Genomic DNA, 25,649 nt, shown 5'->3' on the forward strand with positions numbered 1-25,649 from the left:
CCCAGGTCAGAGGGGATGTGAGCGAGGACGGCCTGCCGGACGGCGGCCTGCTCGGCCTCGGACAGGACCTGATGCTCGCCCACGCGACGGCCTCGCGGGCGCGACAGCAGTGCGTCCCGGCCGCCGGCCTGCCACTTCGCCCACCAGTTGTCCACGGCCCTGGCCGACACTTTGAACAGGGCGGCGACCTCTACCCGGCCCCGGCCGTCCACCAGCGCGGACACCGCCAGCAACCGCACGGCCTCCTGCGCGTCCGGCGACCAGGTCCGCGCATCCCCCACCAGATCACTCACACACTGTCAACGAGCCTGAACTCAAAGCGTTTCGGATCAATAGCGCGCATGAAGCGGACTGGCGCCGGCTGACCGATCCCGCGTGCTGTACGTGCGGGCGTGTGCCGGGGCTGAGGCTCGGGGCGCCTTCCGGCATCTATGCAATGTCACACTGCATCGATAGCTTGCTGGGGTGCGGCCCGTGGTGGTCGTGCGTGATTTCTATCGAGAGGCAGGCCATGCACCCCGCTTACGCGGTCACCGATCACGTCTTCACCGTTCCGCTCGACCACTCCTCGCCCCAGGGGGGTGCCATCGAGGTGTTCGCGCGTGAGGTGGTCGATCCCTCGCTCGTCGGGGAGTCGTCGCCCTGGCTGCTCTATCTGCAGGGTGGGCCCGGCGGTAAGTCGCCTCGGCCCTCCGCCGGTTCGCCCGGGTGGCTCGCTCACGCGCTCAAGACCCATCGGGTGCTGTTGATGGACCAGCGCGGCACCGGGCGCTCCACCCCCGTCACCGCGCGCTTCGCCGGCCGGTTCGGCTCGCCTGAGCGACTCGCCGACCATCTGGGGCACTTCCGCGCGGACTCCATCGTCGCCGACGCCGAGCTGATTCGACGTCAGCTCTGTGGTGACGAGCCCTGGGAGACGCTCGGGCAGAGTTACGGCGGCTTCATCACCCTGTCCTATCTCTCCCGCGCTCCCGAAGGGCTCCGCGCCTGTTACGTGACCGGCGGGCTGCCCGGGCTCGCCACCACCGCCGACGACGTCTACGCCCACACCTATCCGCGCGTCCGCGACCGCGTCCTCGACTTCTACTCCCGCTACCCCGACGACGCCCCCCTCCTGCGCCGGATCGCCGACCTGCTCCACTCCACCGACGTCCGCCTGCCCGACGGCGACCGGCTCACCGTCCGACGGCTCCGCACCCTCGGCCTCGCGCTCGGCATGGGCGACGGCTTCGAGCGGATCCACTGGCTGCTCGACGAAGCCCTCGACGCGGACGGCGAGTTGACCGACACGTTCCTCCAGCAGGTCGCCGGCCTCACCGGCTTCGTCGACAACCCGCTCTTCGTCGTTCTGCAGGAGTCGCTCTACGGGCAGGGTGCCGGGCCCACCGCCTGGGCCGCCGACCGCGCCCTCTCCCACTTCCCCGAGTTCGCCGAGGACGCCGATCCCCTGCTGCTCACCGGGGAGATGATGTACCCCTGGATGCTCCGGGAGATCAGGGCACTCCGTCCCTTCGCCGACGCCGCCGACCTGCTCGCCGCCCGGACCGACTGGGCCCCGCTCTACGACCCCGCCCGCCTCGCCGCCAACCGCGTTCCCGTCGCCGCCGCCGTCTACCACGACGACATGTACGTCGACGCCGGCCTCTCCCTGCGTACCGCCCGCGACGTCGGCGCCCTGCAGGCCTGGGTCACCAACGAGTGGGAACACGACGGCCTCTCCGCCTCCTCGGGCCGCGTCCTGGCCCGGCTGATGGACATGGCCGCCGGTCGCGTCACCGCCGCGTAGACCCCGCACAGACCCTGCGTAGAACCCCGTACAGACGCGCGTAGCCCTCGCGCCGTCGTCGTCGCGCAGACCCGCAGAGACCCGTACAGACCCGTGTAGCCCCCGGGGAGTCGTCCCGCCCACGGCTCCCCGGCTTCCGCACGCCCGGACCCTACTCACCACCCCCACCGGCCTGCAACGAGGTAGTGAAAGTTTTCTTTTTGCTCAGCAGGTTTGTCCTGCAACTTTGCAATCCAATCGTGCACAAGCGTTGACACCGCACCCGCCGAAGTCCTCAATAGGCGACACAGTTCAACTTCTTCCCACAGCGCCTCGCCCTCCGCCCACCCCTAGACAACGTTGTCGCGCACGAAAGGATCCGATCGCACATGCGTCGTCGTCTTGCCTGTGCACTCTCCGCCGTCCTCGCCTCCGCCGGTGCCGTCGTCGTCCTGCCCGGTCCCCCCGCCGTTGCCACGGCGACGGCCGGGCCGTACGTGATCGAAGCCGAGAACATGTCGCTGACCAACTTCGGCACCGACACGGTCGACCACGCCTGGAACGGCAACCCCGTCGACCACGTCACCTACGCCCTGGGCGCCGCCGGTCAGACGAGTACCGCCCGCACCGCCTTCTCCGGCGCCGCGGGGACCTACGACCTCGTCACCCGCTACAACGGCAAGGCCGCGAGCGGCGTGACGTACACGCTCGCCGTCAACTCCACCACCGTGGACTCGTGGGCGACCTCCCAGCGCTACGGCCGCGACCACACCGATCCGATGAACATCGACACCCGTACGACCAGCCGGATCGCGCTCAAGGCCGGTGACACGATCGAGCTGACGGCCGTGTCCGCCGGCGAGGCGCCGCGCGTCGACAGGATCACGGTGCAGCAGCACGTGGGGCCGCCGACCAGCGCGCTGACCATCTCCTCGCCGAACGCGACGCTGAACGACGGCTTCGACTGGGGCAAGAGCCGCGCCCTGGGCATGACGTTCTACCCGGGCAACCCGATGATGGGCCACGAGCCCGAGTGGTGGCGCCTCAAGGACGCCACGCACTCCACCGTGACGCCGGGCTACTGGGGCTCGTACACCAGCCGGGAGTCCTTCTACAACCGGGACATCTCCCACCAGTCCGACGGCGCGCACGCGCTCGGTCTGGACGCCGAGACCTTCAACATGATGCGGACGTTCGCCGGCGACGCCGACGATCCGGGCCAGAACGGCTGGCCGCTGTGGGCGCACAGCTCGTACGGCGCCATGTACTACATCGACGGCACCGGCTTCCGTGAACTGCCCTCGCCGTTCAACGTGATGGCCAAGGCGTTCAAGCAGTACCAGTGGACGGGCGACGCGGCCTGGATCAACGATCCGACCCTCTCCGCGTACTACGACTCGACGATGGGTTCGTTCCTGGACGGCCACGAGGTGACCTGGAACGACGCGAACCCGGCCGCCGAGCAGCCGGTGGCGAGGAAGCAGCCCGGGGAGTACACGGCGACGTTCTTCGAGTTCCCGAACGAGAACCTGGTCTCCGCGGCCGACGCGCTCGGGTACCAGTACCAGTCGATGCAGGCCTACGCGGAGATCCTGAAGGCGAAGGGCGACACCGCCGGCAGCGCCACGTGGGCCGCGCGGGCGAAGCGGGTGCGCGACCACTTCGAGGCGAAGTGGTGGGACGCGGCGAACAACCGGTACGTGCGCGGCAAGGACGCCGCCGGTACGGGCTACAGCAGCTGGGGCCACGAGGCCAGCTTCCTGATGATGCTGACCGGCCTCGGCGACCACGGCCCCCGGACCAGCGCCTACCTGGACTTCATCGCCGCCAACGACGACGACCTGAACGTCGAGGCGACCTCGTACCTGCCGGAGATGTACTACCAGTACAACCGGTCGGCCGAGGGCTGGGCGTGGCTCAAGAAGCTCATGACCGGCAAGAACAGCTACCCCGAGGTCTCCTTCCTGGCGGTCAGCAGCGTCGTCGACGGCATGATGGGCGTGCAGCCGGACGCCCCCCACCACAAGGTGGCGACCGTCTCCCGGCTGACCTCCGACACCCCATGGGTGGAGATCGACCACCTCAAGGTCGGTGACAGTGACCTGAAGCTCAAGCACACCGGGACGACGTCCTCCACGCTGACCAACAACTCCGGAGGGTCCGTCGACTGGGAGGCCCAGTTCTACGGGTCCCCCGCCTCGATCACCGTGAACGGCACCGCGTACACGCCGCAGACCAAGTCGCTGTCCGGCAGGACGGTGTCCTACGTGACCGTTCCGGTGGCGGCCGGCGCGTCCGTGACCGCGACCGCCTCGTCCGGCGGGACCGGCGAGACGGTGGACCTGAGCGATCTCGGCTGGACCGACGCGCGGAGCGACTTCGGCACCGTCCAGAAGGACCGCAGCGTCGACTCCCACCCGCTCAGGCTGAACGGCGTCACCTACGCCAAGGGCCTCGGCACCCACGCCAACGGCACCGTCACGTACCTCCTGAACGGCGCCTACACACGGTTCCGTTCGGATGTCGGGGTGGACGACGAGGTCGGCGCGAACTCGACGGTCCGGTTCGAGGTCTGGGGCGACGGCGTCAAGCTGTACGAGAGCCCCTCGGTGATGACGCCGTCGAGCGCGACCGCGTCCGTGGACGTCGACGTCACCGGCGTACGCACCCTGGAACTCAGGGTGCGGGACGCGGGCGACGGCATCGACAGCGACCATGCCGACTGGGCCGGGGCGAAGCTCCTGGGATAGGAGCGACGCCGGAGCCGGCGGGCCGCCCGGAAGGGCACCCGCCGGCTCATCGGCAGTCCCGGAAGGGCACTACCCCTTCGGCGCCGGCCCGGTGGAGGCGCGGATGACCAGTTCGGGGTCGAAGAGGAGTTCCCCCGTCGGTACGTCCCGGTTGGTGACGAGCGCCAGGACGCTCCGCCCGACCTCCAGGGCGAGCCGGTCCGCGGGCTGGCGCACCGTCGTCAGGGGCGGGTCGACGAACTCGGTGATCATCGACCCGTCGTAGCCGACGACGGAGATGTCGCCGGGCACGGAGTACCCCTGGCGGCGGATGCCCCGGATCGCGCCGAGCGCCATGTAGTCGCTCGCGGCGACCACGGCGGTGGCGCCGAGGCCCAGCAGGGAGGCGGCGGCGGCCTGGCCGCCCTCGACGGTGTACGACTGCCGGATCACCCACTGCTCGGCGTCCTCGACGCCGCGCCTGGCCATCGCCGCCACGAAGCCGCGCACCCGCCGGTCGGCGGGGTGGTTGCCCGTGGGGCCCGAGGCCATGCCGATCCGGCGGTGGCCGAGCTGGAAGAGATGGTCGACGGCCAGGTCGGCGGCGAGCATGTCGTCCGTGCTGAAGACGGGGGCGGGCACCCCGTCGGCGAACTCGCCGTTGACGCCGAGGTACGGGATGCGGCGCGCGCGGAGCAGCTCGTACGTGTCGGTGTCGGCGCCCTCCAGCGTGTTGGACGCGGAGAGGAAGACGACGGCCGCGATGCCCTTGTCGACGATGGACGTGATGAACTCGCGTTCCTGCACGCCGCCGGGGAAGGCCGGGCAGAGCACGGTCTTCAGCCCGTGCGGGGCGAGCGCGGACTCGATGCGCTCGGCGACGTCGGCGAAGAACGGGTTCGAGACGCGCTCGGTGACGACGGCGACGAGCTGGCCCTGCACCGGCCGCTCGTACCCCAGCTCGGTCATGGCGCCCTCGACCGCGTCCCGCGTCTTCTTCGCGACCCCCTGCCGCCGGTTGATCACCCGGCTGACGGTCGCCTCGCTCACTCCCGCGCGGGCCGCGATCTCGACGATGCCGACCTTCACCGGTCCCCCTTCGTCATGACGTTCATCCGATGCTCCTGACCACTGCCAGCCCCATCCGCGGAACGGGGAGGCTCCGCAGGCCGGGCCGGAGGGTGTGCGGGTTCCGCTCGATCATACGGCCGTCACAGGCGTGGATCACGATCTCCACAGCCGTCCCCGCGCCCTCGGCGCCCTCGACGTCGAGCACGATCCGGTCCGTGTCCGAGGCGTTGACCAGGACGGTCTCCGTGAACTCGGCCGGCCGGACCGGCACCGCGCGCTCGCTGTGGACGTCGACCACGCTCACCCCGTCCGCCTCCGAACGGACCAGGGTGTAGAGGTCGTCGGGGCGGCCGGGCAGGACGGTCCCGTCGAGCAGCTGCGGACGCAGCCGCCGCCACTGCGCGAGCCAGAAGCGCAGCGCCGCCAGGTGGTCCGGGGGGAGCCGGTCGAGGCGTACGGAGATCTGCGGGACGGAGTGCAGGGCCCCGACGAGCTGCCGGGCGGCGGCCTCCACGGGCGCCGCGGCGTTCCACAGCAGCGGGTCGGAGTGCACGGCTCCGCCGACGGCGAGCAGGGCGGTGTCGATCGTGCGCACCCGGTTGGCGGCGGCGTCGCCGGGGCAGTCGACGGACCGCAGCATGTTGCCGAAGGCCACCATGCCGGGGCCGACGTAGGGCTGCCGGAGTTCGAGCAGCAGCTCGGGGCGTACGGCTTCCAGCGCGGTCCGCAGCTCGGTGAGCAGCAGGGTGAGGGCCTGTCCGACGTCGCCGCCGCCGTCGCCCGCGTACACCATGGCCTGGTCGAGGAAGTCGAGCTTGAGCCCGTCGAGTCCGTGGTCGCGGACGAGGGTGACGCAGGTGTCGACGACATGGGCGCGCACCTCGGGCAGGCGGGGGTCGAGGACGTATGCCCCCGGCACCGTCGCGGCGACCGGGGCGCGGGTCGCCCACCGCTCGTAGCACTCCGCCTTGGGGCCGAGCAGGAGCGGGGCGATCCAGGCGAGGTAGCGCAGGCCGGTGTCGCGGACGCGGGCGACGTGGGCCGTGAAGTCGGGGAACTTGGCGGTGTCGGGGGTCCAGTCGCCGCAGCCGGCGTAGCCCCGGCCGCTGCCCAGGTGCTGCCAGCCGTCGTCGAGGATGAGCACCCCGCAGCCGGCGTCGGCGGCGAGTGCGGCCTGCTGTTCGACGGAGGCGGCGTCCACCCGCTGGTTGAAGGCGTACCAGGTGGAGTACACGGGCAGCCGGGCCGCTTCGGGGACGGGCATCGCGCGCGTGCCGGCGGCGAACCGGTCGCGCAGGGCCCCGAGCGCCGTGGCGGCCGAGGGGCCGCTCGGGACGAACAGGATGCCGTGCGGGTCCTGGGACGCGGGCAGTCGGAGGTGGACGACGTAGGTGTCGTGTTCCTCGGACACCCCGAAGCGGATCCGGACCTCGGGCACGGGGTCGGTGGCAGCGAAGGTGAGCAGGGTCGCGCCGGAGTGGTCGTACAGGCAGCCCGCGGCGAAGCCGTCGACGAGGCTGACGGTGGACCGCCCCTCCCAGTCGGCGACGAGGGTGCGCGACCAGCCGGCCTGGGGGTGCCAGTAGCCTGCGGCGTCGCCCAGGGGCAGGGAGAGGCGGATCTCGACGGGGGCGTCCGCGGCGTCGACGCGCAGCATCCGCAGGCCGTCGGGGAGTTCGGTCAGGGTCCAGGCCGGTTCGGTGCCGGGGGCGAGGACGGCGATCTCGACCGTGTCGAGCAGCGGCTCGTACGTCGCCGGCGCGAGCTCGGCGGTGGTGACGGCGTCGTGGGTCAGGGCGGTCACGTTACTCCTTGACGGCGCCGGCGAGCAGGCCGGAGACGAAGTGGCGTTGCAGGGCGAGGAAGACGACGGCCATGGGGATCGCGGCGACGGCCGTGCCGGCGAGGATGGCGCCGTAGTCGGTGTCGTCGACTCCCTGGAGGGAGGCGAGGGCGACCGGGATGGTGTACGAGGCTCCGTCGCGCAGCACGATCAGTGGCCAGATGAAGTCGTTCCACTGATAGAGGAAGAGGAAGATGCCGAGGGCGGCCAGGGCAGGCCGCATCGGTGGCAGCACGACCTTGAGGAAGAGCCGGAACTCTCCGCAGCCGTCCATGCGGCCTGAGTCGAGGAGTTCGTCGGGGAGCGCCGCCATGGACTGCCGCATCAGGAAGATCCCGAAGGGCAGGGCCAGGTTGGGCATGATCACGGCCTGGTAGGTGTTGAGCCACTCCAGCTCGGCCATGAGCGTGAAGAGGGGCACCAGGGTGACCTGGGCCGGGATGACCAGGCCCAGCATGATCACGCCGAACAGCGGGTCGCGGCCCCTGAAGCGGTACTTGGCGAAGGCGTAGCCGGCGAGGGTGCAGACGGCTCCCGCGCACAGGGTGTAGACGGCGGCGATGCCGGCCGAGTTGAGTACCACGCGGCCGAAGGACACCGTGTTCTGGAGGCTGGTGAGGTTCTCCGTCAGGTGGCCGCCGGGGAGCAGCGGGGGCGGGGAGTCGAAGACCTCCCGGGAGCTGTGGGTGCCGGCGATGACGAGCCAGTAGAAGGGGACGAGGACGGCGGCGAGGGCGATGGCCAGTCCGGAGGTCAGCATGATGCCGTTGCCTCGGCCCTTGCTCCGGGCACGGCTCCGGCGCGGGCCGCGGCCGGTGCGGGTTCCGGTCGTGGTGGTGGTCATTTCCTGTCTCCCAGGACGCGGAACTGGATCAGCCCGAGGATGCCGATCAGTACGGCGAGGGCGTAGGCGATCGCGGAGGCGTAGCCGAAGTCGAAGTACGTGAAGGCGTTCTGGTAGAGGTACACGCCGATGGTGAGCGTGGCGTTGTCCGGGCCGCCGCGGGTGAGGACGTAGGGCTCGTCGAAGATCTGCAGGGTGCCGATGGTCGACAGCACGGTGGTGAGCAGGAGCGCGGGCCGCAGTCCGGGGAGCGTCACGTGCCGGAAGGACTTCCAGGGGCCGGCGCCGTCGACCGAGGCGGCGTCGTACAGCTCCCCGGGGATCGACTGCAGCCTGGCGAGCAGGATCATCGCGTTGTAGCCGGTGTAGTGCCAGGTGAGGGCGAGGCCGAGGGAGATCTTCGCCCAGAGCGGGTCGACGAGCCAGGGCACCGAGTCGATGCCGACCAGTCCGAGGAGCCAGTTGACCAGTCCGTACTCCTCGTTGAGCAGGACCGAGAAGACGATGCCGTACGCCACCAGGCCGGTGACCATCGGCAGGAAGAAGCCGAGCCTGAAGACGGAGCGGGCGCGCAGCGCCGCCGAGTCGAAGGCGACGGCCAGTCCGGTGGCGAGGATCAGCATGACCGGCACCTGGACCACGAGGATCACCGCGGTGTTCCCCAGGGCGGTCCAGAACAGCGGGTCGTGGAGCAGCCGGGTGTAGTTGTCGGCGCCGACGAAGGTCTCGACGCCTCCCACCGTCTTGTGGAGGCTGAGGACGAAGGACCAGGCGATCGGGTAGAGCTTGAAGGCGGCGAAGAGCAGCAGGGCGGGCAGGACGAAGGCGTAGGGGGCGAGTCGCCGGGCGGTGAGCCGCGGCGGGCGGGTCCCCCGGGGGCCGCCCGCCGCGGGCTTCGTGCGGGCCGGTGTGGCGAGCGCGGTCATCACGCCTGCTTACGGCCGGTCTGCTGGGCGAGCTGGTCGGCGGCCTCGCGGAGCACCTTGGCCGGGTCGGCGCCCTTGAGGAGCACCTTGGTCTGGGCGTCGGTGGTGGCCTTGAGGGCGCGGGCGTAGTCGGCGGTGTAGTTGAAGGCCGGCGAGTCGGCCTTCAGCGCGCCGAGGAAGATCTCGCCGGGCTTCCGGCCGCCGAAGAACGCCGAAGGGGTGTGGAAGACCGGGTCGTCGTAGGCCTTCATCAGGGCGGGGGCTATGCCCTTGCCCTTGTAGATCTTGACCTGGTTCTCGGGGCGGGTGAGGACGAACTCGACGAACTTCCAGGCGGCTGCCTGGTGCTTGCTGCCGCCGGCGACGGCGAGGTGGGTCGAGTTGACGGTGGCGCTGGTCAGTCCGCCGCGGCGGACGGGCGGGGGCAGCCGGACGCCCCACTTGCCGGCCTCGCCGGGGACGGTCTCCTCGATGATGCCGCCGAACCAGGTGGGCCAGGGCACCACGGCGGCGGTGCCCTTCTTGATGGAGCTGATGAGGGCGTTCCAGCCGCCGGAGATGTCGTTGACGAGTCCGGCGTCGTTCATCCGCTTGATGATCGTCATCGCCCTGACGGCCTCGGGCGAGTCGAGCGTGATCCGCCCGTCCAGGTCGAAGTAGAAGGCGCCCTGGAGTTGCAGCAGCATCTGGAAGAAGTTGGCGGAGTCGGCCTGCGAGGCGGGCTTGTCGATGCCCAGGAGGTACTTCCCGGTCTTGGCCTTGATCTGCTTGCCGGCCTCGATGGCGGCGTCCCAGGTGTCGATCGCGTCGACGTCGACGCCGGCGGCCTCGAACACGTCGGACCGGTAGTAGAAGCCGGCGGAGTTGGCCTCCCAGGGGAGGGCGCTGACGCGGCCGTCCTTGGAGGAGACGGTCTGCCACAGGCCGGCGGCGAAGGCGTCCTTGTACGTGTCCGCGCCGAGCCTGCCCAGGTCGGCGAGGCCGTTCGGGAACTTCTCGACGTAGCCGGGCAGGTAGTCGACGCCGATGTGGAGCACGTCCGCGAGACCGCCGCCGCCGGCCGCGAGGCCCGTGGTGATCTTGTCCCAGATGGCGGGGTTGCCGATGTCCTGGACGGTGACCTCGATGTCCGGGTACTGCTTGTTGAACGCCGGTACGAGCGCCTTCATCTCGGCGGCCGGGCCCGCCCAGCTCCAGACCGAGATGTCACCCTTCGCGGCGTCGCCGGCCGAGCCGCTCGCCTGCCCCGTGCCCCCCGTGCCCGAGCAGGCGGTGAGTCCGCCCAGTCCGGCGCCGGCGCTGAGCACGCCGCCCGCTCTCAGCACATCGCGACGGTTCATGACCATGGCACATCCCCTTGCCTCGCAGATCGAAGGGCCAGGCCGGCGGGCGCCAGGCTGACGAGCCGCGACGTTAACAATCAGCCAGGGAGACTTGCAATACTCAATTGAAAACTTGCTGCCGGATCCGGCAATTGAGGGTTGCAGGAGTCTTGTACGGCGGCGAACGGCGCTGTTAGCGTCCGGGCGCCACCCGTACGGCCCGCTGATTCCGGAGGAGCCCCCATGAGACACACGCGCCCCGCACGTCTGGCCCTCGTCGCGGCCACGGCCCTGCTGACCGCACTCGCCCCGCCGGTGCTGGGCGACGGCCCCGCCGCGGCGACCGCCCAGCCTCCGCTGACGATCACGAACCCCGGCTTCGAGCAAGGGTCCACCGGCTGGACCTTCACCCAGGGCACCGGCGTCGCCACCAACATCCCGCACGGCGGCTCCCGGCTGATCTACCTCGACGCGGGCGCGGGCCGGAAGGTCTCGCAGACGGTCACCGTCGGCGGCCCCGGCACCTACGACTTCTCCGCCTGGATCGCCACCAACGGCACCGGAGCGAGGTTCGCCGTCCGGGTCAACGGCGCCGTCGCCGGGGCGGTCGACCTGCCGAACCGCTCCACCTACGCGCGCTACACCGTCAGCCGGGTGGGCCTGAAGGCCGGCGACCGGCTGGAGATCGCCTTCGAATCCGGTACGGGCTGGGTCAACGCCGACGACGTCATGGTCTCCCCCGCCGCCCCCGCCGACCCGGTCGTGACCTCGTCCGACCCGAAGATCGTCGAGATGTTCGGCTGGGCCAAGCGCAAGGCCAACAGCTGGGTCCAACTACCTGGCACCACAGGCCCGTTGAACGTCGACGAGCGCTACCCCTCGGGCTCCGGCACCGGCACGTACGGCCCCTCCTACTGGGCGGGGTACGCCCACCGGAGCGCCTACTACTCACGCGACATGGCCCACCAGCTGGGTGGCGCGGCCGTGCTCGGACTGCATGACGAGAACAAGAACATGCTGCGCGCGTTCGCCGCGTCGTCCACGGCCACGCACGCGTACTTCCCCGTGTGGGCGGTCAACTTCGACAACCGGACCTATCTGTCGATCGACTACCACAGCTCCACCAACTACGTACGCGAGGTCCCGGCGCCCTTCGAGCTGGTGGAGAAGGCCAACGAGGCCTACCGCTGGAGCGGCGACCCCGCCTATCTGGACGACCCCGTCCTGTGGGACTTCTACCGGCACACCACCGAGGAGTTCGTCGAGCTCCACGACGCCAGGAAGCCCAACGGCATCGCCGAGGGCACCGGCAACGGCATCTTCGCCGGAGCCGCGAGCTACAACGAGCTCGGCACGGAACGCCTCGCCGAGTCCGGCGACGCCATCGGCTCCCAGTACCAGGCGTACCTGGCGATGGCGGCCCTGGCCACCAGCAAGGGCGACAGCGCGCTGGCCGCCGACTTCACCGCGAAGGCCGCCGCCCTCAAGGAGTACTTCAACACCACGTGGAGCGGCACCGGGTCCGGCGGATCCATGGTCCGGGGCTACACCGTCGACGGGCAGGCGCTCACCGGCTGGGGCAAGGAGAACAGCTGGTTCATGCCCATGAAGCGGATCATCGCCCCCGGAGCACGGAACGACGCCTACCTCGCGTACGTCGACCAACAGGCGAGCGGGAGCGGCCGGCCGGGCAACATCGAGGCGATCTCGTACCTGCCCGACACCTTCTTCGCGCACAACCGCAACGACACCGCGTGGAAGTGGATGAAGTACGTCTACGACCAGCGCGACGTACAGCACCCGGTGTCGCGGCAGGGCCCCAACGGCGACTACCCGGAGGTCTCGTACACCCTGGTCGGCCAGACGGTGAAGGGGCTGATGGGTGTCGAGCCCGACGCGCCCGCCCGCCGGCTCACCACGCAGTCGCGGCTGCCCTCGGGCATGGACTGGCTGGGGATCGACGGGCTGCGGATCGGCGGCGAGCCCTTCGCGCTGCGCCACGACGGCGCCACCCGGTCGACGCTGACCAACGACGGGGCGTCCACGTACACCTGGGAGGCCCGCTTCCCGGGCGTCCACACGTCGGTCGAGGTCGACGGCGCGGCCCGGGAGGCGAGGACGAAGGTGGTCGACGGGACGGCGTACACCTACGCCGAGGTCTCCGTGCCGCCGGGGACGACGGTGACCGTCCAGGTCGGCTGAGGGACACCCGCCGGCCGGGGTCCGCCGGGACCGGGACGCCTCACAGGCTCACCGGCCCCGGTCCCGGTCCCGCCTCAGGGCCTCATCGGTCCCGGCTCCAGGCACCGAGCGCCGGGACGCAGCGCTCGGCGAAGTCCTCGAAGTCGGCCGGGGTGTTGTAGAGGTGCGTCGAGAGCCGCAGATAGCCGACGCCGCCGAAGCTGGTGACGGCCGTGGCGACCCCCAGCTCCCGCAGCACCCGGTCGCGCAGCGCGTCGGCCTCGGCGTGGGTGGTGGCCAGCGGTTCCGGCAGCCGTACCAGCCGCAGGGCGCCGACCGGCATGCCGACGTCCACCCGGCAGTCCCGGCCGGTGAGCTCCGAGAACGCCTCGGCGACGATCCGCTCGGCGTAGTCGGCCAGTTCGCGCAGATAGGTGCGGGCCGTGTCCCATCCCCAGGTGTCCTCGATGAAGCCGAGGGCGGTGGGCGCGGCGAGGTAGCTCGTGGCGTCGACGGTCCCCTGGGTGTCGAAGCGGGCGGGGAACGGTTCGGGAGCGCCCCAGGAGTCGATCAGCGGGTGGAGGTCGTCGCGCAGTCCGGTGCGCGCCACGAGCGCGGCGGTGCCCCGTGGGGCGCAGCCGAACTTGTGGAGGTTGCCGACCCAGAAGTCGCAGGAGAGGCCGTCGAGGGGGCTCTCGGCGAGGCCGGGCACGTGCGCCCCGTCGACGAGGACCGGGATGCCGCGCCGGGCGGCCTCGGCGGCGATCCGCTCCACCGGCATCCAGCGGGCCGTGGGGGAGGTGATGTGGTCGATGACGAGAAGACCGGTGGCCTCGCCCAGCTCGCCGACGACGTGCTCGTACGCGGTGTCCGCGTCGGCGTCGAGCGGGACGCGCGCCGTGCGCACCCGGCCGCCCCAGCGCCTGGCCAGGCGCTCGGCCCCCATGGTCACGGCGCCGTAGCCGTGGTCGGTGACCACGATCTCGCCACCGGGACGCGCGGCGGCTCCGGCGAAGACGACGCTGGCGCCGGCGCTGGCGTTGGGCACGAGGGCCAGGTCGCCGGGTGCCACCCGGAGGAAACGGGCGATCTCGGTGCGCGCCGCCGCCACCCGCCCGGGCAGCTCGGGGAACCACTCGACGGGTGAGGCGTCCATCCGCCGGCGCAGCCGGTTCTGCTCCTCCTGGGCGAGGAGGGGAACCGCGCCGAACGACCCGTGGTTGAGGTGCCTGAACGCCGGATCGAGCGACCACGCGGCGGCGGCCGGACGACCGTCCGGGAGCGCCGGCGGGGTCGGTGCGGTGCTGGTGGTGTCGACCGTGCTCACGATTCTCCCGGGGACCTGCCGGTGGGGCCGCCCGGCGCGCTGTGCTCGCCGGACGGCCCCACGGGCGTGTGGTGCGGTCGCGTGCCGACGACGTGGTGCGGGTGTCGTGCGGCTACGCGGTGCTGACCGCTGTGCTGTTACTTGACGTTGATCGCCGTCCAGGCCTTCGCGACCGCGTTGTACTCGGCGCTGCCGGCGCCGTACAGGTCGGTGGCCGCGCTCAGCGTAGCCGTCCGCGCGCCGGCGTAGCTGGTGGACGAGGTCATGTAGGTGGACAGGGCCTTGTACCAGATCTTGTAGGCCTTGGTGCGGCCGATGCCCGTGACGGTGGAGCCGTCGGACGTCGGGGAGTTGTAGGCGACGCCGTTGACGGTCTTGGCGCCGCTGCCCTCGGAGAGCAGGTAGAAGAAGTGGTTCGCCGGGCCCGAGGAGTAGTGGACGTCCAGGCGGCCGACGGACTTCGACCAGTAGTCGGCGGAGCTGCCGTCCTTGCTGGGCTTGTCCATGTAGCGGAGCGGGGTGCCGTTGCCCCGGATGTCGATCTCCTCGCCGATGAGGTAGTCGCCCTGGTCCGAGGCGTTGGCGGCGTAGAACTCGACCGAGGTGCCGAAGATGTCGGAGGTGGCCTCGTTGAGGCCGCCGGACTCGCCGCTGTAGCGCAGGCCCGCGGTGGAGGCGGTCAGGCCGTGGGACATCTCGTGGCCGGCCACGTCCAGCGAGGTGAGCGGCTTGAGGTTGCCCGTGCCGTCGCCGTACGTCATGCAGAAGCAGGAGTCGGACCAGAAGGCGTTGACGTACGCGTTGCCGTAGTGGACGCGCGAGTACGCGGCGGCGCCGTCGCCCCGGATGCCGTTGCGGCCGAGCTCGTTCTTGTAGAAGTCCCAGGTGACGGCCGCGCCGTAGTGGGCGTCGGCAGCGGCGGTCTCGCGGTTGGTGGCGAGGCCGTTGCCCCAGGTGTCGGTGCTGTTGGTGAAGAGGGTGCCGGTGCCGTTGCCCGTGCCGCCCGCCAGGTCGTACGTCTTGTGGCCGCCGCGCGCGGTGTCGTTCAGGGTGAACGAGGGCGCGGTGCCGAGCGTGACGCTGCCGCTGTACTGGGTGTTGCCGGTGCCCGTCTCGATCGCCTCGTAGGAGTAGAGCTCCTTGCCGGTGGTGGCGTCGGTGATGACGTGGCGCTCGCTCGGGGTGCCGTCGGTCTGGACGCCTGTGACGGTCGTCTCCCAGGCGAGGGCCGGCTTGCCCGTGGCGGCCCAGATGACCTTGCGGGAGGAGGCGGGGGCGGCGGAGCGCGCGTCGGAGGAGGCGGCTGCGGCCTTCCCGGCGGTCGTCGCGGCGACGGCGGGGGCCGTGCTCGCCACGGATATCCGGGCCTCGGTCGCCTTGGTGGTGGCGCGGGCGCCGTTCTTCCTCTCGTGCACGACGAGGTCGCCGCCGAGGACGGGGAGGCCCTCGTAGGTGCGCTCGTAGCGGGTGTGGACGGTGCCGTCGGCGTCCTTGACGACATCCCGGACGACCAGCTTCTCCTTGCCGGAGAGGCCGATGGCCTGGGCGGTGGCGGCGGCACCGGCCTGGGCCTCGTGGACGGCGGCGGCGCGCTGGGAGCCGGTGAGGACGAGCGCGGTGGCGCCTGCTTCGCGCTGGACATCGGCGCTGGCGGATCCGGTCTGGACTCCGACGACGACCATGGCGGCCGATGCGATCAGGGCGGCGGTGCGGGCGGGGGTGATACGGCGGTGCGAGGACTGCTGGCGGGTCACGCGGGCTCCTTCGCTGCGAAGCGTGGGGGGGGGTTGTGGGGGGTGGTGCGGCTGAGAGCGTGCCAGCGAAGGATCCTGTTTGACAGGTCTGCAACAAGAATTTGACCAGCTGTTGTCCGAAGGAAAGTGAACTGTGTTCGCTATTCGGGGTGTTGGCGGTTAACGAGCGTTCCGCTGCCCGCAAGCGGGCAGCGAGAAGCCCCCGGAGCGATCTCCGGGGGCCGGGGGGCGCGGGGCCGCGTCAGGCGGTTCGCTTGTGCGGGGCGGCTTTCTTCGCCGTCTTCTTCGCCGTCGACTTGGAGGCGGTCTTGGAGGTGGCCTTGGACGCGGCCTTGGACGGCGTCGCCTTCGACGCCGCCTTCGACGCCGTCTTGACCGGGGTCCCCGCACGGGCCTTCCCCGCCGCCTCGGACGTCGCCTTCGCCGTACTCTTCCTCGCCTCCGCCTTCTTCGCCGTACCCTTCCTCGCCTCCGCCTTCTTCGCCGGCGCCCTCGACGTCGACTTCCTGCCCCCCGTCTCCTTCGGCGTCCCGCGCGGCTTGAGCTCCGTCACCACCGCGCCCTCGCCCCGCGCCTCCCTCGCCGCCCGCACGCTGCTCTCCAGCGCCGCCATCAGATCGATGACCTGGCCGCCCGTCCCCTCCCCCGGCTCCGCGGCCGGCACGCCCTCGCCGCCCTCCGCCTTGGCCGCGATCATCTCCTCTACCGCCGTCCGGTAGTCGTCGTGCAGGCTGCCGATGTCGACCTCCCCCAGCGTGGCCATCAGCGCGTCCGCCAGGTCGAGTTCGGCCTCCCGCACGCTCACCGGGGTCTCCGGGGCCACCCCCTCCGGGGCGCGGATCTCATCCGGCCAGAGCAGGCCGTGCATGGCGATGACGTCGTCGACCACCCGGAGCATGCCGAGCCGCTCCCGGCCCCGGAGCGCGTACTTGGCCACGGCCACCCTGTCGCTGCGCTTCAGGGCCTCGCGCAGCAGGGTGTACGGCTTGGCCGCCGGCACTCCGTTCGCCGACAGGTAGTACGCGGCGTCCATCTGGAGCGGGTCGATCTCACCGGCCGGCACGAAGGCGACGATCTCGATCGTCCGCGCCGTGGGGAGCGGCAGCGCGGCCAGGTCCTCGTCGGTGATCGGGATCATGGCCCCGTCGGCTTCCTCGTACGCCTTGCCGATCTCCGCCGGGGCGACCTCCTCGCCGTCGAGCTCGCACACCTTGCGGTAGCGGATGCGTCCGCCGTCCTCGGTGTGGATCTGCCGGAAGGAGACGGAGCGGCTCTCGGTGGCGTTCACCAGCTTGATCGGGATGCTGACCAGGCCGAAGGATATGGCGCCGTTCCAGATGGATCGCACGGTTCTTCCTTTCGGGCCGAATCATCGTTGATCGGGACGAATCGTGGGATTCTCATCGTATGACGCCGATCACAGAGGTGGAGGGGCGACGCCTGGCGCTCAGCAACCTCGACAAGGTGCTCCACCCGGCCACCGGCACCACCAAGGGCGAGCTGCTCCACCACTACGCGACCGTGGGGCCCGTGATCCTGCCGCATCTGCGCGATCGTCCGGTGTCGTTCCTGCGCTATCCGGACGGTCCGGACGGGCAGCTCTTCTTCACCAAGAATCCGCCGCCCGGCACGCCCTCCTGGGTGAGGACCACCCCCGTGCCCCGCTCCGAGGACCCCCGGGCCCGGCAGGTGGTGATCGAGGACCTGGCCTCGCTGATGTGGGCGGCGAACCTGGTCGTGGAGTTCCACACCCCCCAGTGGCGGGCCTCCTCCCCCGCCGTCGCCGACCGGCTCGTGCTCGATCTGGACCCCGGGCCGCCCGCGACGGTCGTCGAGTGCTGCCGGGTCGCCGTCCGGCTGCGCGAGCGGCTCGCGCGGGACGGCCTCGACGCGTACGCCAAGACCTCCGGCGCCAAGGGGCTGCACCTGCTCGTACCGGTGGTGCCGACGCCCTCGGCGCGGGTCTCCGCGTACGCGCGCCAGCTCGCGGTCGAGGCGGAGGCGGAGCTTCCCGGGCTCGTCGTGCACCGGATGGCCCGCGCGCTGCGGCCGGGGAAGGTGTTCGTCGACCACAGCCAGAACGCCGCCGCCAAGACCACCGCCACCCCCTACACCCTGCGGGCCCGGACCCTGCCCACCGTCTCGGCCCCGGTCACCTGGGAGGAGGTGGAGGCCTGCGCCCGCACCGGCACGGATCCGGCGGCCCTCGCCTTCCTCATGGACGACATCGCGCCACGTCTGGAGCGGTACGGGGACCTCCTGGCGCCCCTTTTCGCGCCGGAGCGGGCGGGGGAGGTGCCGTGAGCGGGGCGGCGGGAGGGGGCGCGGACCCGGGTTCGGACGCGGGTGCGGGCGCGGGCGCGGGAGCGGGAGCGGGTACGGGCGCGGGTACGGGTTCGGACGCGGGCGCGGGCGCGGGTACGGGTACGGGTACGGGTACGGGCGCGGGTACGGGCGCGGGTACGGGCGCGGGTACGGGCGCGGGTACGGGCGCGTACGGGAGCGAGGCGGTCGTACTGCCTCCGCCCGTCGACGTCATGCGGCCACGGGCCGCCGACGGGATTCCCGTACAGGCCGAGCCGCCCCGGGAACTGCAGTACTCCCTCAAGCTGGACGGCTTCCGCGCCCTCGCCTTCGTCCTCGGCGACGGGAAGGTCGTCCTCCAGTCCCGCTCCCGCCGGGACCTCGCCCCCGAGTTCCCCGGGATCGCCGCACACCTCCGGGACCGGCTGCCGCCCGGGATCGTGCTCGACGGCGAGCTGTGCGCGTACCGGGAGGGGCGGCTGAGCTTCACCGACCTGCTGCGTTCACCCGCCGACCGGACCCGGGAGGGGGTGCCGGTCTCGTACATCGCCTTCGATCTGCTGGCCGTGCCGGGGCGGGACGTGCGCGGCCTGCCGCTCCGCGACCGGTGGGAACTGCTGGGCACCGCCCTGCGGGACGCCGGGCCGCCGCTCCAGCGGGTCCTGGCGACGCTCGACGAGGAGACCGCGCACGGCTGGTTCCGGGACCTGCGGGCCGCCGGGGTGGAGGGGATCGTCGCGAAGCGGATGGGCTCGGCCTACCGGGCCGGGCCCACCTGGGCCTGGCGGAAGATCCGGCACGTCGACACCGGCGACGGGGTGCTCCTCGGACTGATCGGCCCGCCCGAGCGGCCCCGGGCCCTGGTCGTACGGCTGGCCGACGGCCGTACGGTGACCACCTCGCCCCGGCTCACCCAGGCCCAGTCCCGCGAGGTCGGCCTGCTGGTCGGCGACCGTGCGGGTCCGCTCGCCCAGGACCCCGAGCACGGGCCGGTGCGCCCGGTGGACCCGCCGGTCCCCGTGGAACTGCGCCGCCTCGCGGGCCGGCAGCCGCAGGAGAAGGCGACCTTCGTCAGGGTCCGGTCGGAGGGCTGAGGCGCGGGCGGCACCTCCCCTTCGTACGCCCGCCGCAAGGCCCGGCCTCCGTACGGCCGCCGCCCCCGCCCCCACGCCCGCAACCCAGCGCAACTGCCGCGCTCCGCACCGTACATGGCGCAAAGAAGTCGCAACTGGAGCCCCCCGCACAGCCGGTGTCACTTGTAAGGCCTTGCTGTCCGTCACGTGGTGCACACTTGCTGCCTTGGTACAGCGCTCACGGGGAAGGCGGCCTGGCAATGCTGACGGGGATCGAGGAGGTCGACTGGGCCTCGCTGGGGCACGCGTACGGCCCCGCGGACGACGTGCCGGAGCTGCTCCGCGGACTCGCCTCCGCCGATCCCGCGGAGCGCGAGACCTCCCTCGACGGCATGTACGGGGCCGTGCACCACCAGGGCGACGTCTACGACTCCACCCTCGCCTGCATCCCCTTCCTCCTCGAACTGGTCGCCGACCCCGGCGTCCAGGACCGCGGCTGCATCGTCGAACTGCTCACCAGCATCGGCGGCATCGAGCTCGACGACGAGGAGGAGCTGGACGAACTCGACCCCGACGAGGAGGAGTTCATCCCCGCCGCGAACTACGCGATGGCCGCCGCCGCCATCGCCGCCGGTGCCGACGTCTTCCTCGACCTGGTCTCGGACCCGGACCCCGAGGTGCGGCTCGCCGCGCCCTGCGCCCTCGCCTCGCTGCACCCCGAGCCCGCCCGGGTCCTGACCCTGCTGCGGGAGCGGCTCACCGTCGAGCGGGACAACGAGGTACGGCTCGCCCTGGTGGCCGCCGTCGGGCGGATCGCCCTGCGGCACGCGTCGCTGCGCACCGAGACCGTCGACTGGCTCGACTGGCTGGCCCGCGCGGCCCACGACCCCGGGCTGCGGCTCGCGGCCCTCGCCCAGCGGGCGCGCTGCGCGCCCGGCGACATCCCCGACGACGTGGTCCCGTGGGTGACGGGCCTCCTGGAGGAGATCCGGACGACCGCGCGGGGACCGGCATCGCCCGGCACCGAGCGGGCCGCGACACCGACCCTGATCGGGCAGGTCCGCGAGCTGCTGGAGGAGCACGCCGCCGGACGGCCCGCGCCCTGGACGGAGGAGTTGCTGCGGACCCTGCACGCGGCGCTCGACGACCGGGTCGACGACCGCATCGCGCTGATCCTCGCGCAGCTGCGCAGCCCGGACTGGGGGCAGCGCTCGGACGCGATCTGGCTGTGCGGCGGGTTGATACGGATCTGGCGCGGGCGGTACGAGGAGGTCGTCCGGCTCGTCGGCGCACAGCTCGACGACCCGGAGCCAAGGCTCCGGGAGGCGGCGACCACCTTCCTCGAGCGGCTCTTCGAACTGGGGGCGCCCGCCGCCGACGCACTGGCGACCCGCCTGTCCGGGGGCCCGTCGGGGACTCAGGCGCGGACCCGGCGGGGGCGTACCGGAACGGGGAAGCTCGACCTCGGTCAGCCGGGACCGGGCAAGCCCGGCGCTGGGCAGATCGGCCCTGGTCAGATCGACACCGGGGGGACCGGCGCTGGGTGGACCAGCTCCGGACAGTTCGGGCCGGGGCTGCTCGGCTCCGGGCAGTTCGGACCCCAGCAGCCCGGCTCCGGACAGTTCGGACCAGGACGGTTCGGACCGGAGAAGCCCGGCTCCGGGCAGCCCGACCCGGGAAAGCCGGGACCTGGGCAGCTCGGGGAGAAGCCCGGACCGGAGCAGCCCGGTCCCGGACCGGGCGACAACGCGAGCACCGACAGCGACACCGACGGCAGCAACGGCAGCAGCAGTGACAGCACCGGCACCGACCCTTCGAGCGGTTTCGCCGGCCGGTCCGGGCGGGACGGGGCGCTCCTCGCGCTGGCCCGGGCCGGCGACACCCGGGCCGTCCCGCTGCTCGCCCGCGCGCTCGAGGAGCGCGAGGTGCGGCGGGAGCTGCTGTACGCGATGGACGGCCTCGGCCCCTCGGCCGCGATGCTCGCCCCGCTGCTGCGGCGCCGCCTCGCGGAGGTCGACCTCGACGAGCGGCTCTACGACCGGGCCGCCCCGCTCCTGTACGCCCTCGCGGCGGTACGCGGTGCCCAGGCCGTTCCCGAGGTCCTGCGGGTCCTGCGCGGTGCGCCCTCGAACCGGCGCGACTGGGTGCGGGAGGCCGCCCTGCGGGCACTGGCCGCCTTCGGGCCGGCCGCGCAGGAGGCCGTACCGGACATGCGGAGGCTTCTGGACGCCGAGTCCGCCACCGTCGCCACGACGGCGGCGCGCGCCCTCTGGGCGGCCGAGGGCGACCGGGGCGACGTCCTGCCCGCCCTGGAACGGTGGCTCGGCCCCGACGCCTCCGGCGCGGACCGCTGCGCCGCCGCCCAGGCCCTCGGGGAGATCGGCCCGGCCGCCGCGAAATCGGCCGAAGCCCTCAGGCCCGGTCTGGCCTCGCGGGACCTGTGGGTCCGGGTCCGCTGCGCGGCGGCCCTGTGGCGGGTCTCCGGGGACGCGTCGGCCGCCCTGCCGGTGCTGCTCGCGGCCTGGGAGGAGAACCGGCACGCGCGCGTGGACGTCGCCGAGTGTCTGGCGGAGATGGGTCCGGCGGCCTCGGAGGCCCAGTTGGTGATCCTCACCGAGCTGACCCGCCGACGGCGTCACAACGCCCGCGAGGGGGCGTCGGGCAGCCATGACATCCACCTCGACGAGAAGCTGCTGACCCTGTGCCGGGCCGCCCTGGCCCGGATGGAGCGGGGCAGGTTCTGACAGTGGTGTCGGTCACCTCCGGGGCGTACCGGTGACCGCGACAACCATACGAATAGACAAAAAGGACTTCCTTCCGAATAAGGTCTACGGGGAGGAGGTCCGAACGGGTCCCCTCGACCACCCGACCGAACGAGGAGCAGCGTGGGACCGCGCGGAGTGCCGATCGCCGCCACCGGAGTCCTGTGCGCCCTCGGCCTCGCCGTCGCCCTCACCGGCTGCGGCGACGGGAGCGGCGGAGGCGGGCTGAAGAGTGCCGGGACGACGCCCCCGGCCGTCGGGCCCGCGCGGCTGTGGCCCGATCTGCCGCCCGCGACCAATCCGCCGATCGACTACGGCGAGTCGGACACCGGGCGCGTCCCCGGCGTCAAGGCGCCCGGTGACGACGTGCACGCCGTCGACCCCGTGGCGGTCGTCCGCGCCGAGGAGCACGCCAGGACCGCTGCCCCCGCCGCCCCCGACGCGCTGGACGCGCGGACCCTGCGCGCCCTGGACGCCTGCGGTTCCGCGCCGGCCGCGTGTCCCGTCCTGCGGCCGTACTACCACGACCTCAGCGGCAACGGCCGGGACGAGCTGATCGTCGGCATCCGGATGCCGGACCAGCAGTTCGGGGTGCGGGTGTACCTCGCGGAGAACGGCGGGCTCACCCGGATCATGTCCACCGTCGACCAGGTCGTGAGCGTGGAGATCGCCGGCCGGGACCTGATCATGCGGTCCAGTTCGGCGGGCATCCCGGGATACGAGTACCGCACCGCCTGGACCTGGGACGAGCAGCAGCAGAGCATGCTGCCCACCCGGGACGAGATCGTCCGCGTGAAGCCCCCCGGGACCGGTCCTTCGACCGTGCCCGCGCCCCGGCTCGTGAGCCCGGCCCCGACTCCGCCCCCTGCTCCGGCACCGCCCCCGGGCGTGGCCCCCGACGCCCAAGCGGCCTTCGCACCCCCACCCCCGTCCGCGCCCGCACCCGCCGGGTCCCGCCCGTGAGGGCGCCCCGACTGCCCGCCTGGACCGCGACCCTCACCTGGAAGGCCGCCGTCTTCATCGCGGTGATGTGCTGCGCCCTCGCCGCGCTGCTCGGCACCCTCGTCCATGTGTCGGTGACCGGCCAGACCGTGCACGACTCGCGCGAGAAGGCGCTCGCGCGGCTCACCGACGTCACCAGGCTGTACGAGGAGGGCGAGCCGCTCCCCCGGTTCGCCGGCATCGACCCCGTCGGGCTCCCCGCGTCGCTGCGGGCGCTCGCCGTGCGCGGTGAGCGCGGCACGATGGTCGCCGACGACGGGGGCCGCCCGACGATGTGGGCGGCGGGTCCGGCGGACCGTCCCGCCGACGGCCCGGCGAACGGCCCCACCGACGGCCGCGTCGGCGGTCGCGCCCTCGCGGTGCGCGTCGACTACACGCAGAGCGCCGAGACGATCGAGGCCCTCGACCGTTCGATCGTCGGCTCCTCCGTCCTCGCGATCGGCGCGACGCTGCTCGTGGGCGCCTTCGCCGTCACCCGGGTCACCCGGCGGCTGCATCTGACCGCCCAGGTGGCCCGCCGGATCAGCGCCGGCGACCTGGACGCGCGCGTCGACGACCCCCGTACCAAGGACCCCTCGCGTCCGCAGGACGAGGTGGCCACCGTGTCCGGGGCACTCGACACGATGGCCTCCTCGCTCCAGCGCCAGCTGCAGAGCGAGCAGCGGTTCACGGCCGATGTGGCGCATGAGCTGCGTACCCCCCTGACCGGGCTCTCGGCCGCCGCCGAACTGCTGCCGGAGGGGCGGCCCTCGGAGCTCGTACGGGACCGGGTACGGGCGATGCGGGCGCTCACCGAGGACCTGCTGGAGATCTCCCGGCTCGATGCCCGCAACGAGACCGTGGACCTGGCGGTGCACGAACTGGGCCCGCTCACCGAGCGGGTGGTCCGCTTCTCGGGCACCGACACGGAGCTGCGGATCGTCCGGGACGCGGCGGTGGTGACGGACCGGCGGCGCGTCGAGCGCGTGCTCGGCAACCTGGTGGCCAACGCGCACCGGCACGGGGCGCCCCCGGTGGTGGTGACGGTGGACGGGCCGCTGGTCTCGGTCCGGGACCACGGGCCCGGCTACCCCCGCTACCTGCTGGACTCGGGGCCGCAGCGGTTCCGCACCGAGAGCGGCGGCAAGGGGCACGGCCTCGGACTGACGATCGCGGTCGGGCAGACGGAGGTCATCGGCGCCGAGCTGGTCTTCGCCGTCGCCCCGGACGGGGGCGCCGAGGCCCGGCTGCGGCTGTCGGAGTACGTGCCTCCCGTCCCCGCCGAGCCGGCGGACTGACGGCGCGCACTCCACGGCACACCGTCACACAAAAGGGACATAGGGCATACCGCTTGCTACGTTGCGGCCATGACCGCACCGCGCCCGGACGCTCCCCCGCCCGGGGTACGCATCCCGAAGCGCCGCGGCGTGGAACTCTCCCTCCTCGTCTGCGCCGTCCTCATCTCCGTCTACGGCTACGCGGAGGTCGGCCTCGCCCGCAGCGGAGCCGTACCGCCGGACGCGGCCCGCTACGGGGCCGGGCTCGGCCTGCTCGCGCTCCTCGCCCATCTCGCGGTCCGGTTCCGCGCCCCGTACGCCGATCCGCTGCTGCTGCCGATCGCGGTCCTGCTCAACGGCCTCGGTCTGGTGCTGATCTACCGCCTCGATCTGGAGACGCCGAACGACCAGGCGGCGGCGACCCAGCTGGTCTGGTCGACCCTGGGGGTGGGCCTGTTCATCGTTGTCGTGCTGCTCCTGCGCGACCATCGGGCGCTCCAGGGGTACGCGTACGTGTCGGTGGCCGCCGCGCTCGCCCTGATGATCCTGCCGATCTTCTTCCCGGCGGTGAACGGCGCCAAGATCTGGATCCGGATCAGCGGTCTCTCCTTCCAGCCGGGCGAGTTCGCCAAGATCCTGCTCGCGGTCTTCTTCGCCGCCTACCTCGCCGCCAACCGCAACGCACTCGCGTACACCGGCCGCCGGATCTGGAAGTTCCAGTTCCCGACCGGGCGGGTGCTCGGGCCGATCGTGGCGATCTGGCTGCTGAGCGTCGGCGTCCTCGTCCTGGAACGGGACCTGGGCACCTCGCTGCTCTTCTTCGGGATCTTCGTGATCATGCTGTACGTGGCCACCGGCCGCATCGGCTGGATCGCGGTCGGGCTCGTCCTCGCCTCCGCGGGGGCCTTCCTCGTCGGCTCCCTCGAACCCCATGTGCACAGCCGGGTGCAGGACTGGCTCGACCCCTTCGCCTCCATCCGGGCGGGCGACGGCCCCGGACAGCTCGCCCAGTCGCTGTTCGCCTTCGCGGCCGGGGGGATGCTCGGCACGGGGCTGGGTCTCGGCCGTTCCGTCCTCATCGGCTTCGCCGCCAAGTCCGACTTCATCCTCGCCACGGCCGGCGAGGAACTGGGCCTCTCCGGACTGACCGCGCTCTTTCTGCTGTACGCGCTGCTCGTCGCCCGCGGCTACCGCGCCGGCCTCTCGCTGCGCGACCCCTTCGGGCGGCTCCTCGCGATCGGACTCGCCTCGATCGTGGCGCTCCAGGTCTTCGTGATCGCGGGCGGGGTGATGGGACTGATCCCGCTGACCGGCATGGCGATGCCGTTCCTGGCCCAGGGCGGCTCGTCGGTGGTGACCAACTGGGTGATCGTGGCGCTCCTCATCCGCGTCAGCGACTCGGCCCGCGCCCCCCAGCCCGACGACGCCGACACCGGGACGCTCGCGCCCGTGAAGGAGGGTGCCTCGTGACCAGGCCGTACGCCTCGGGG

Annotated in this window: 18 protein-coding genes; 9 read left to right on the plus strand and 9 right to left on the minus strand. The window is 72.2% G+C overall.

The genetic code is table 11. From position 1 onward, the window contains the following. Nucleotides 1–293, minus strand: a 293-nt coding sequence (locus ABT154_RS02930) for a helix-turn-helix domain-containing protein (protein ID WP_351852074.1), incomplete at its 3' end; no start/stop codon positions are given. A gap of 218 nt (nucleotides 294–511) precedes the next feature. On the opposite strand from ABT154_RS02930, the gene ABT154_RS02935 reads away from it, so the two are divergent. After that, nucleotides 512–1,786, plus strand: a complete 1,275-nt coding sequence (locus tag ABT154_RS02935; protein WP_351852077.1) for an alpha/beta fold hydrolase — start codon at nucleotides 512–514, stop codon at nucleotides 1,784–1,786. Between the two features lie 368 nt (nucleotides 1,787–2,154). Then, nucleotides 2,155–4,515 carry an NPCBM/NEW2 domain-containing protein gene (locus ABT154_RS02940; protein WP_351852079.1) on the plus strand — a complete coding sequence of 787 codons (2,361 nt, stop codon included), beginning with the start codon at nucleotides 2,155–2,157 and terminating at the stop codon, nucleotides 4,513–4,515. Between the two features lie 69 nt (nucleotides 4,516–4,584). On the opposite strand, the gene ABT154_RS02945 is transcribed toward ABT154_RS02940, so the two are convergent. From ABT154_RS02945 to ABT154_RS02965, 5 genes are read right to left on the minus strand one after another with little or no spacing between them, the layout of a single operon-like run. Continuing rightward, nucleotides 4,585–5,583, minus strand: a complete 999-nt coding sequence (locus tag ABT154_RS02945; protein ID WP_351852082.1) for a LacI family DNA-binding transcriptional regulator — start codon at nucleotides 5,581–5,583, stop codon at nucleotides 4,585–4,587. 22 nt (nucleotides 5,584–5,605) lie between these two features. Continuing rightward, entirely contained in the window at nucleotides 5,606–7,369 is a 1,764-nt protein-coding gene (locus tag ABT154_RS02950) for a glycoside hydrolase family 36 protein (protein WP_351852084.1), read from the minus strand. 1 nt (nucleotide 7,370) lies between these two features. After that, nucleotides 7,371–8,252: a carbohydrate ABC transporter permease gene (locus ABT154_RS02955; protein ID WP_351852086.1), complete on the minus strand. Its 882-nt coding sequence runs from the start codon at nucleotides 8,250–8,252 to the stop codon at nucleotides 7,371–7,373. Beyond that, complete coding sequence (locus ABT154_RS02960) at nucleotides 8,249–9,178, minus strand: carbohydrate ABC transporter permease (protein WP_351852088.1); 930 nt, start codon at nucleotides 9,176–9,178, stop codon at nucleotides 8,249–8,251. Before ABT154_RS02960 ends, ABT154_RS02955 begins: the two co-directional genes overlap by 4 nt. Continuing rightward, a complete protein-coding gene (locus tag ABT154_RS02965; protein ID WP_351852091.1) occupies nucleotides 9,178–10,518 on the minus strand; it encodes an ABC transporter substrate-binding protein in 1,341 nt (446 codons plus the stop codon). The genes ABT154_RS02960 and ABT154_RS02965 overlap by 1 nt, the downstream gene beginning before the upstream one ends. Before the next feature lie 225 nt (nucleotides 10,519–10,743). On the opposite strand from ABT154_RS02965, the gene ABT154_RS02970 reads away from it, so the two are divergent. Beyond that, nucleotides 10,744–12,702, plus strand: a complete 1,959-nt coding sequence (locus ABT154_RS02970) for a carbohydrate-binding protein (RefSeq protein WP_351852094.1) — start codon at nucleotides 10,744–10,746, stop codon at nucleotides 12,700–12,702. Between the two features lie 82 nt (nucleotides 12,703–12,784). Here ABT154_RS02970 and ABT154_RS02975 read toward each other — a convergent pair whose 3' ends face one another. The 3 genes from ABT154_RS02975 to ku form a co-directional block, all read right to left on the minus strand. Next, complete coding sequence (locus ABT154_RS02975) at nucleotides 12,785–14,008, minus strand: aminotransferase class V-fold PLP-dependent enzyme (protein ID WP_351852097.1); 1,224 nt, start codon at nucleotides 14,006–14,008, stop codon at nucleotides 12,785–12,787. Between the two features lie 137 nt (nucleotides 14,009–14,145). Continuing rightward, entirely contained in the window at nucleotides 14,146–15,762 is a 1,617-nt protein-coding gene (locus ABT154_RS02980) for a M4 family metallopeptidase (RefSeq protein ID WP_502969427.1), read from the minus strand. A 241-nt stretch (nucleotides 15,763–16,003) separates the two neighbouring features. Continuing rightward, nucleotides 16,004–17,110, minus strand: a complete 1,107-nt coding sequence (gene ku, locus ABT154_RS02985) for a non-homologous end joining protein Ku (RefSeq protein WP_351852100.1) — start codon at nucleotides 17,108–17,110, stop codon at nucleotides 16,004–16,006. A 59-nt stretch (nucleotides 17,111–17,169) separates the two neighbouring features. On the opposite strand from ku, the gene ligD reads away from it, so the two are divergent. The 6 genes from ligD (at nucleotide 17,170) to ABT154_RS03015 (ending at nucleotide 25,629) form a co-directional block, all read left to right on the plus strand. After that, a complete protein-coding gene (gene ligD, locus ABT154_RS02990; protein WP_351852103.1) occupies nucleotides 17,170–18,066 on the plus strand; it encodes a non-homologous end-joining DNA ligase in 897 nt (298 codons plus the stop codon). After that, nucleotides 18,063–19,160 carry an ATP-dependent DNA ligase gene (locus tag ABT154_RS02995; RefSeq protein ID WP_351852105.1) on the plus strand — a complete coding sequence of 366 codons (1,098 nt, stop codon included), beginning with the start codon at nucleotides 18,063–18,065 and terminating at the stop codon, nucleotides 19,158–19,160. The genes ligD and ABT154_RS02995 overlap by 4 nt, the downstream gene beginning before the upstream one ends. A gap of 239 nt (nucleotides 19,161–19,399) precedes the next feature. Next, entirely contained in the window at nucleotides 19,400–21,883 is a 2,484-nt protein-coding gene (locus tag ABT154_RS03000) for a PBS lyase (RefSeq protein ID WP_351852108.1), read from the plus strand. 141 nt (nucleotides 21,884–22,024) lie between these two features. Further along, the gene (locus ABT154_RS03005) at nucleotides 22,025–22,864 is read left to right on the plus strand and encodes a hypothetical protein (RefSeq protein ID WP_351852111.1); all 840 of its coding nucleotides are present in this window, start codon (nucleotides 22,025–22,027) and stop codon (nucleotides 22,862–22,864) included. After that, on the plus strand, nucleotides 22,861–24,180 hold the full coding sequence (locus tag ABT154_RS03010; RefSeq protein WP_351852114.1) for an ATP-binding protein: 1,320 nt from the start codon (nucleotides 22,861–22,863) through the stop codon (nucleotides 24,178–24,180). The genes ABT154_RS03005 and ABT154_RS03010 overlap by 4 nt, the downstream gene beginning before the upstream one ends. A gap of 69 nt (nucleotides 24,181–24,249) precedes the next feature. Then, complete coding sequence (locus ABT154_RS03015; RefSeq protein WP_351852117.1) at nucleotides 24,250–25,629, plus strand: FtsW/RodA/SpoVE family cell cycle protein; 1,380 nt, start codon at nucleotides 24,250–24,252, stop codon at nucleotides 25,627–25,629. Nucleotides 25,630–25,649: the final 20 nt, after the last annotated feature.

Origin of the sequence: Streptomyces sp. NPDC001728 (assembly GCF_040297565.1) — a bacterium.
Classification (GTDB): domain Bacteria; phylum Actinomycetota; class Actinomycetes; order Streptomycetales; family Streptomycetaceae; genus Streptomyces.

What these genes read in the sequence shown, in the direction of transcription:
- ABT154_RS02935 (WP_351852077.1), top strand. Translation starts at nt 512, where the DNA reads ATGCACCCCGCTTACGCGGTCACCGATCACGTCTTCACCGTTCCGCTC.
- ABT154_RS02940 (WP_351852079.1), top strand. Translation starts at nt 2,155, where the DNA reads ATGCGTCGTCGTCTTGCCTGTGCACTCTCCGCCGTCCTCGCCTCCGCC.
- ABT154_RS02955 (WP_351852086.1), bottom strand. Translation starts at nt 8,252, where the DNA reads ATGACCACCACCACGACCGGAACCCGCACCGGCCGCGGCCCGCGCCGG.
- ABT154_RS02960 (WP_351852088.1), bottom strand. Translation starts at nt 9,178, where the DNA reads ATGACCGCGCTCGCCACACCGGCCCGCACGAAGCCCGCGGCGGGCGGC.
- ABT154_RS02965 (WP_351852091.1), bottom strand. Translation starts at nt 10,518, where the DNA reads ATGAACCGTCGCGATGTGCTGAGAGCGGGCGGCGTGCTCAGCGCCGGC.
- ABT154_RS02970 (WP_351852094.1), top strand. Translation starts at nt 10,744, where the DNA reads ATGAGACACACGCGCCCCGCACGTCTGGCCCTCGTCGCGGCCACGGCC.
- ligD (WP_351852103.1), top strand. Translation starts at nt 17,170, where the DNA reads ATGACGCCGATCACAGAGGTGGAGGGGCGACGCCTGGCGCTCAGCAAC.
- ABT154_RS03000 (WP_351852108.1), top strand. Translation starts at nt 19,400, where the DNA reads ATGCTGACGGGGATCGAGGAGGTCGACTGGGCCTCGCTGGGGCACGCG.
- ABT154_RS03015 (WP_351852117.1), top strand. Translation starts at nt 24,250, where the DNA reads ATGACCGCACCGCGCCCGGACGCTCCCCCGCCCGGGGTACGCATCCCG.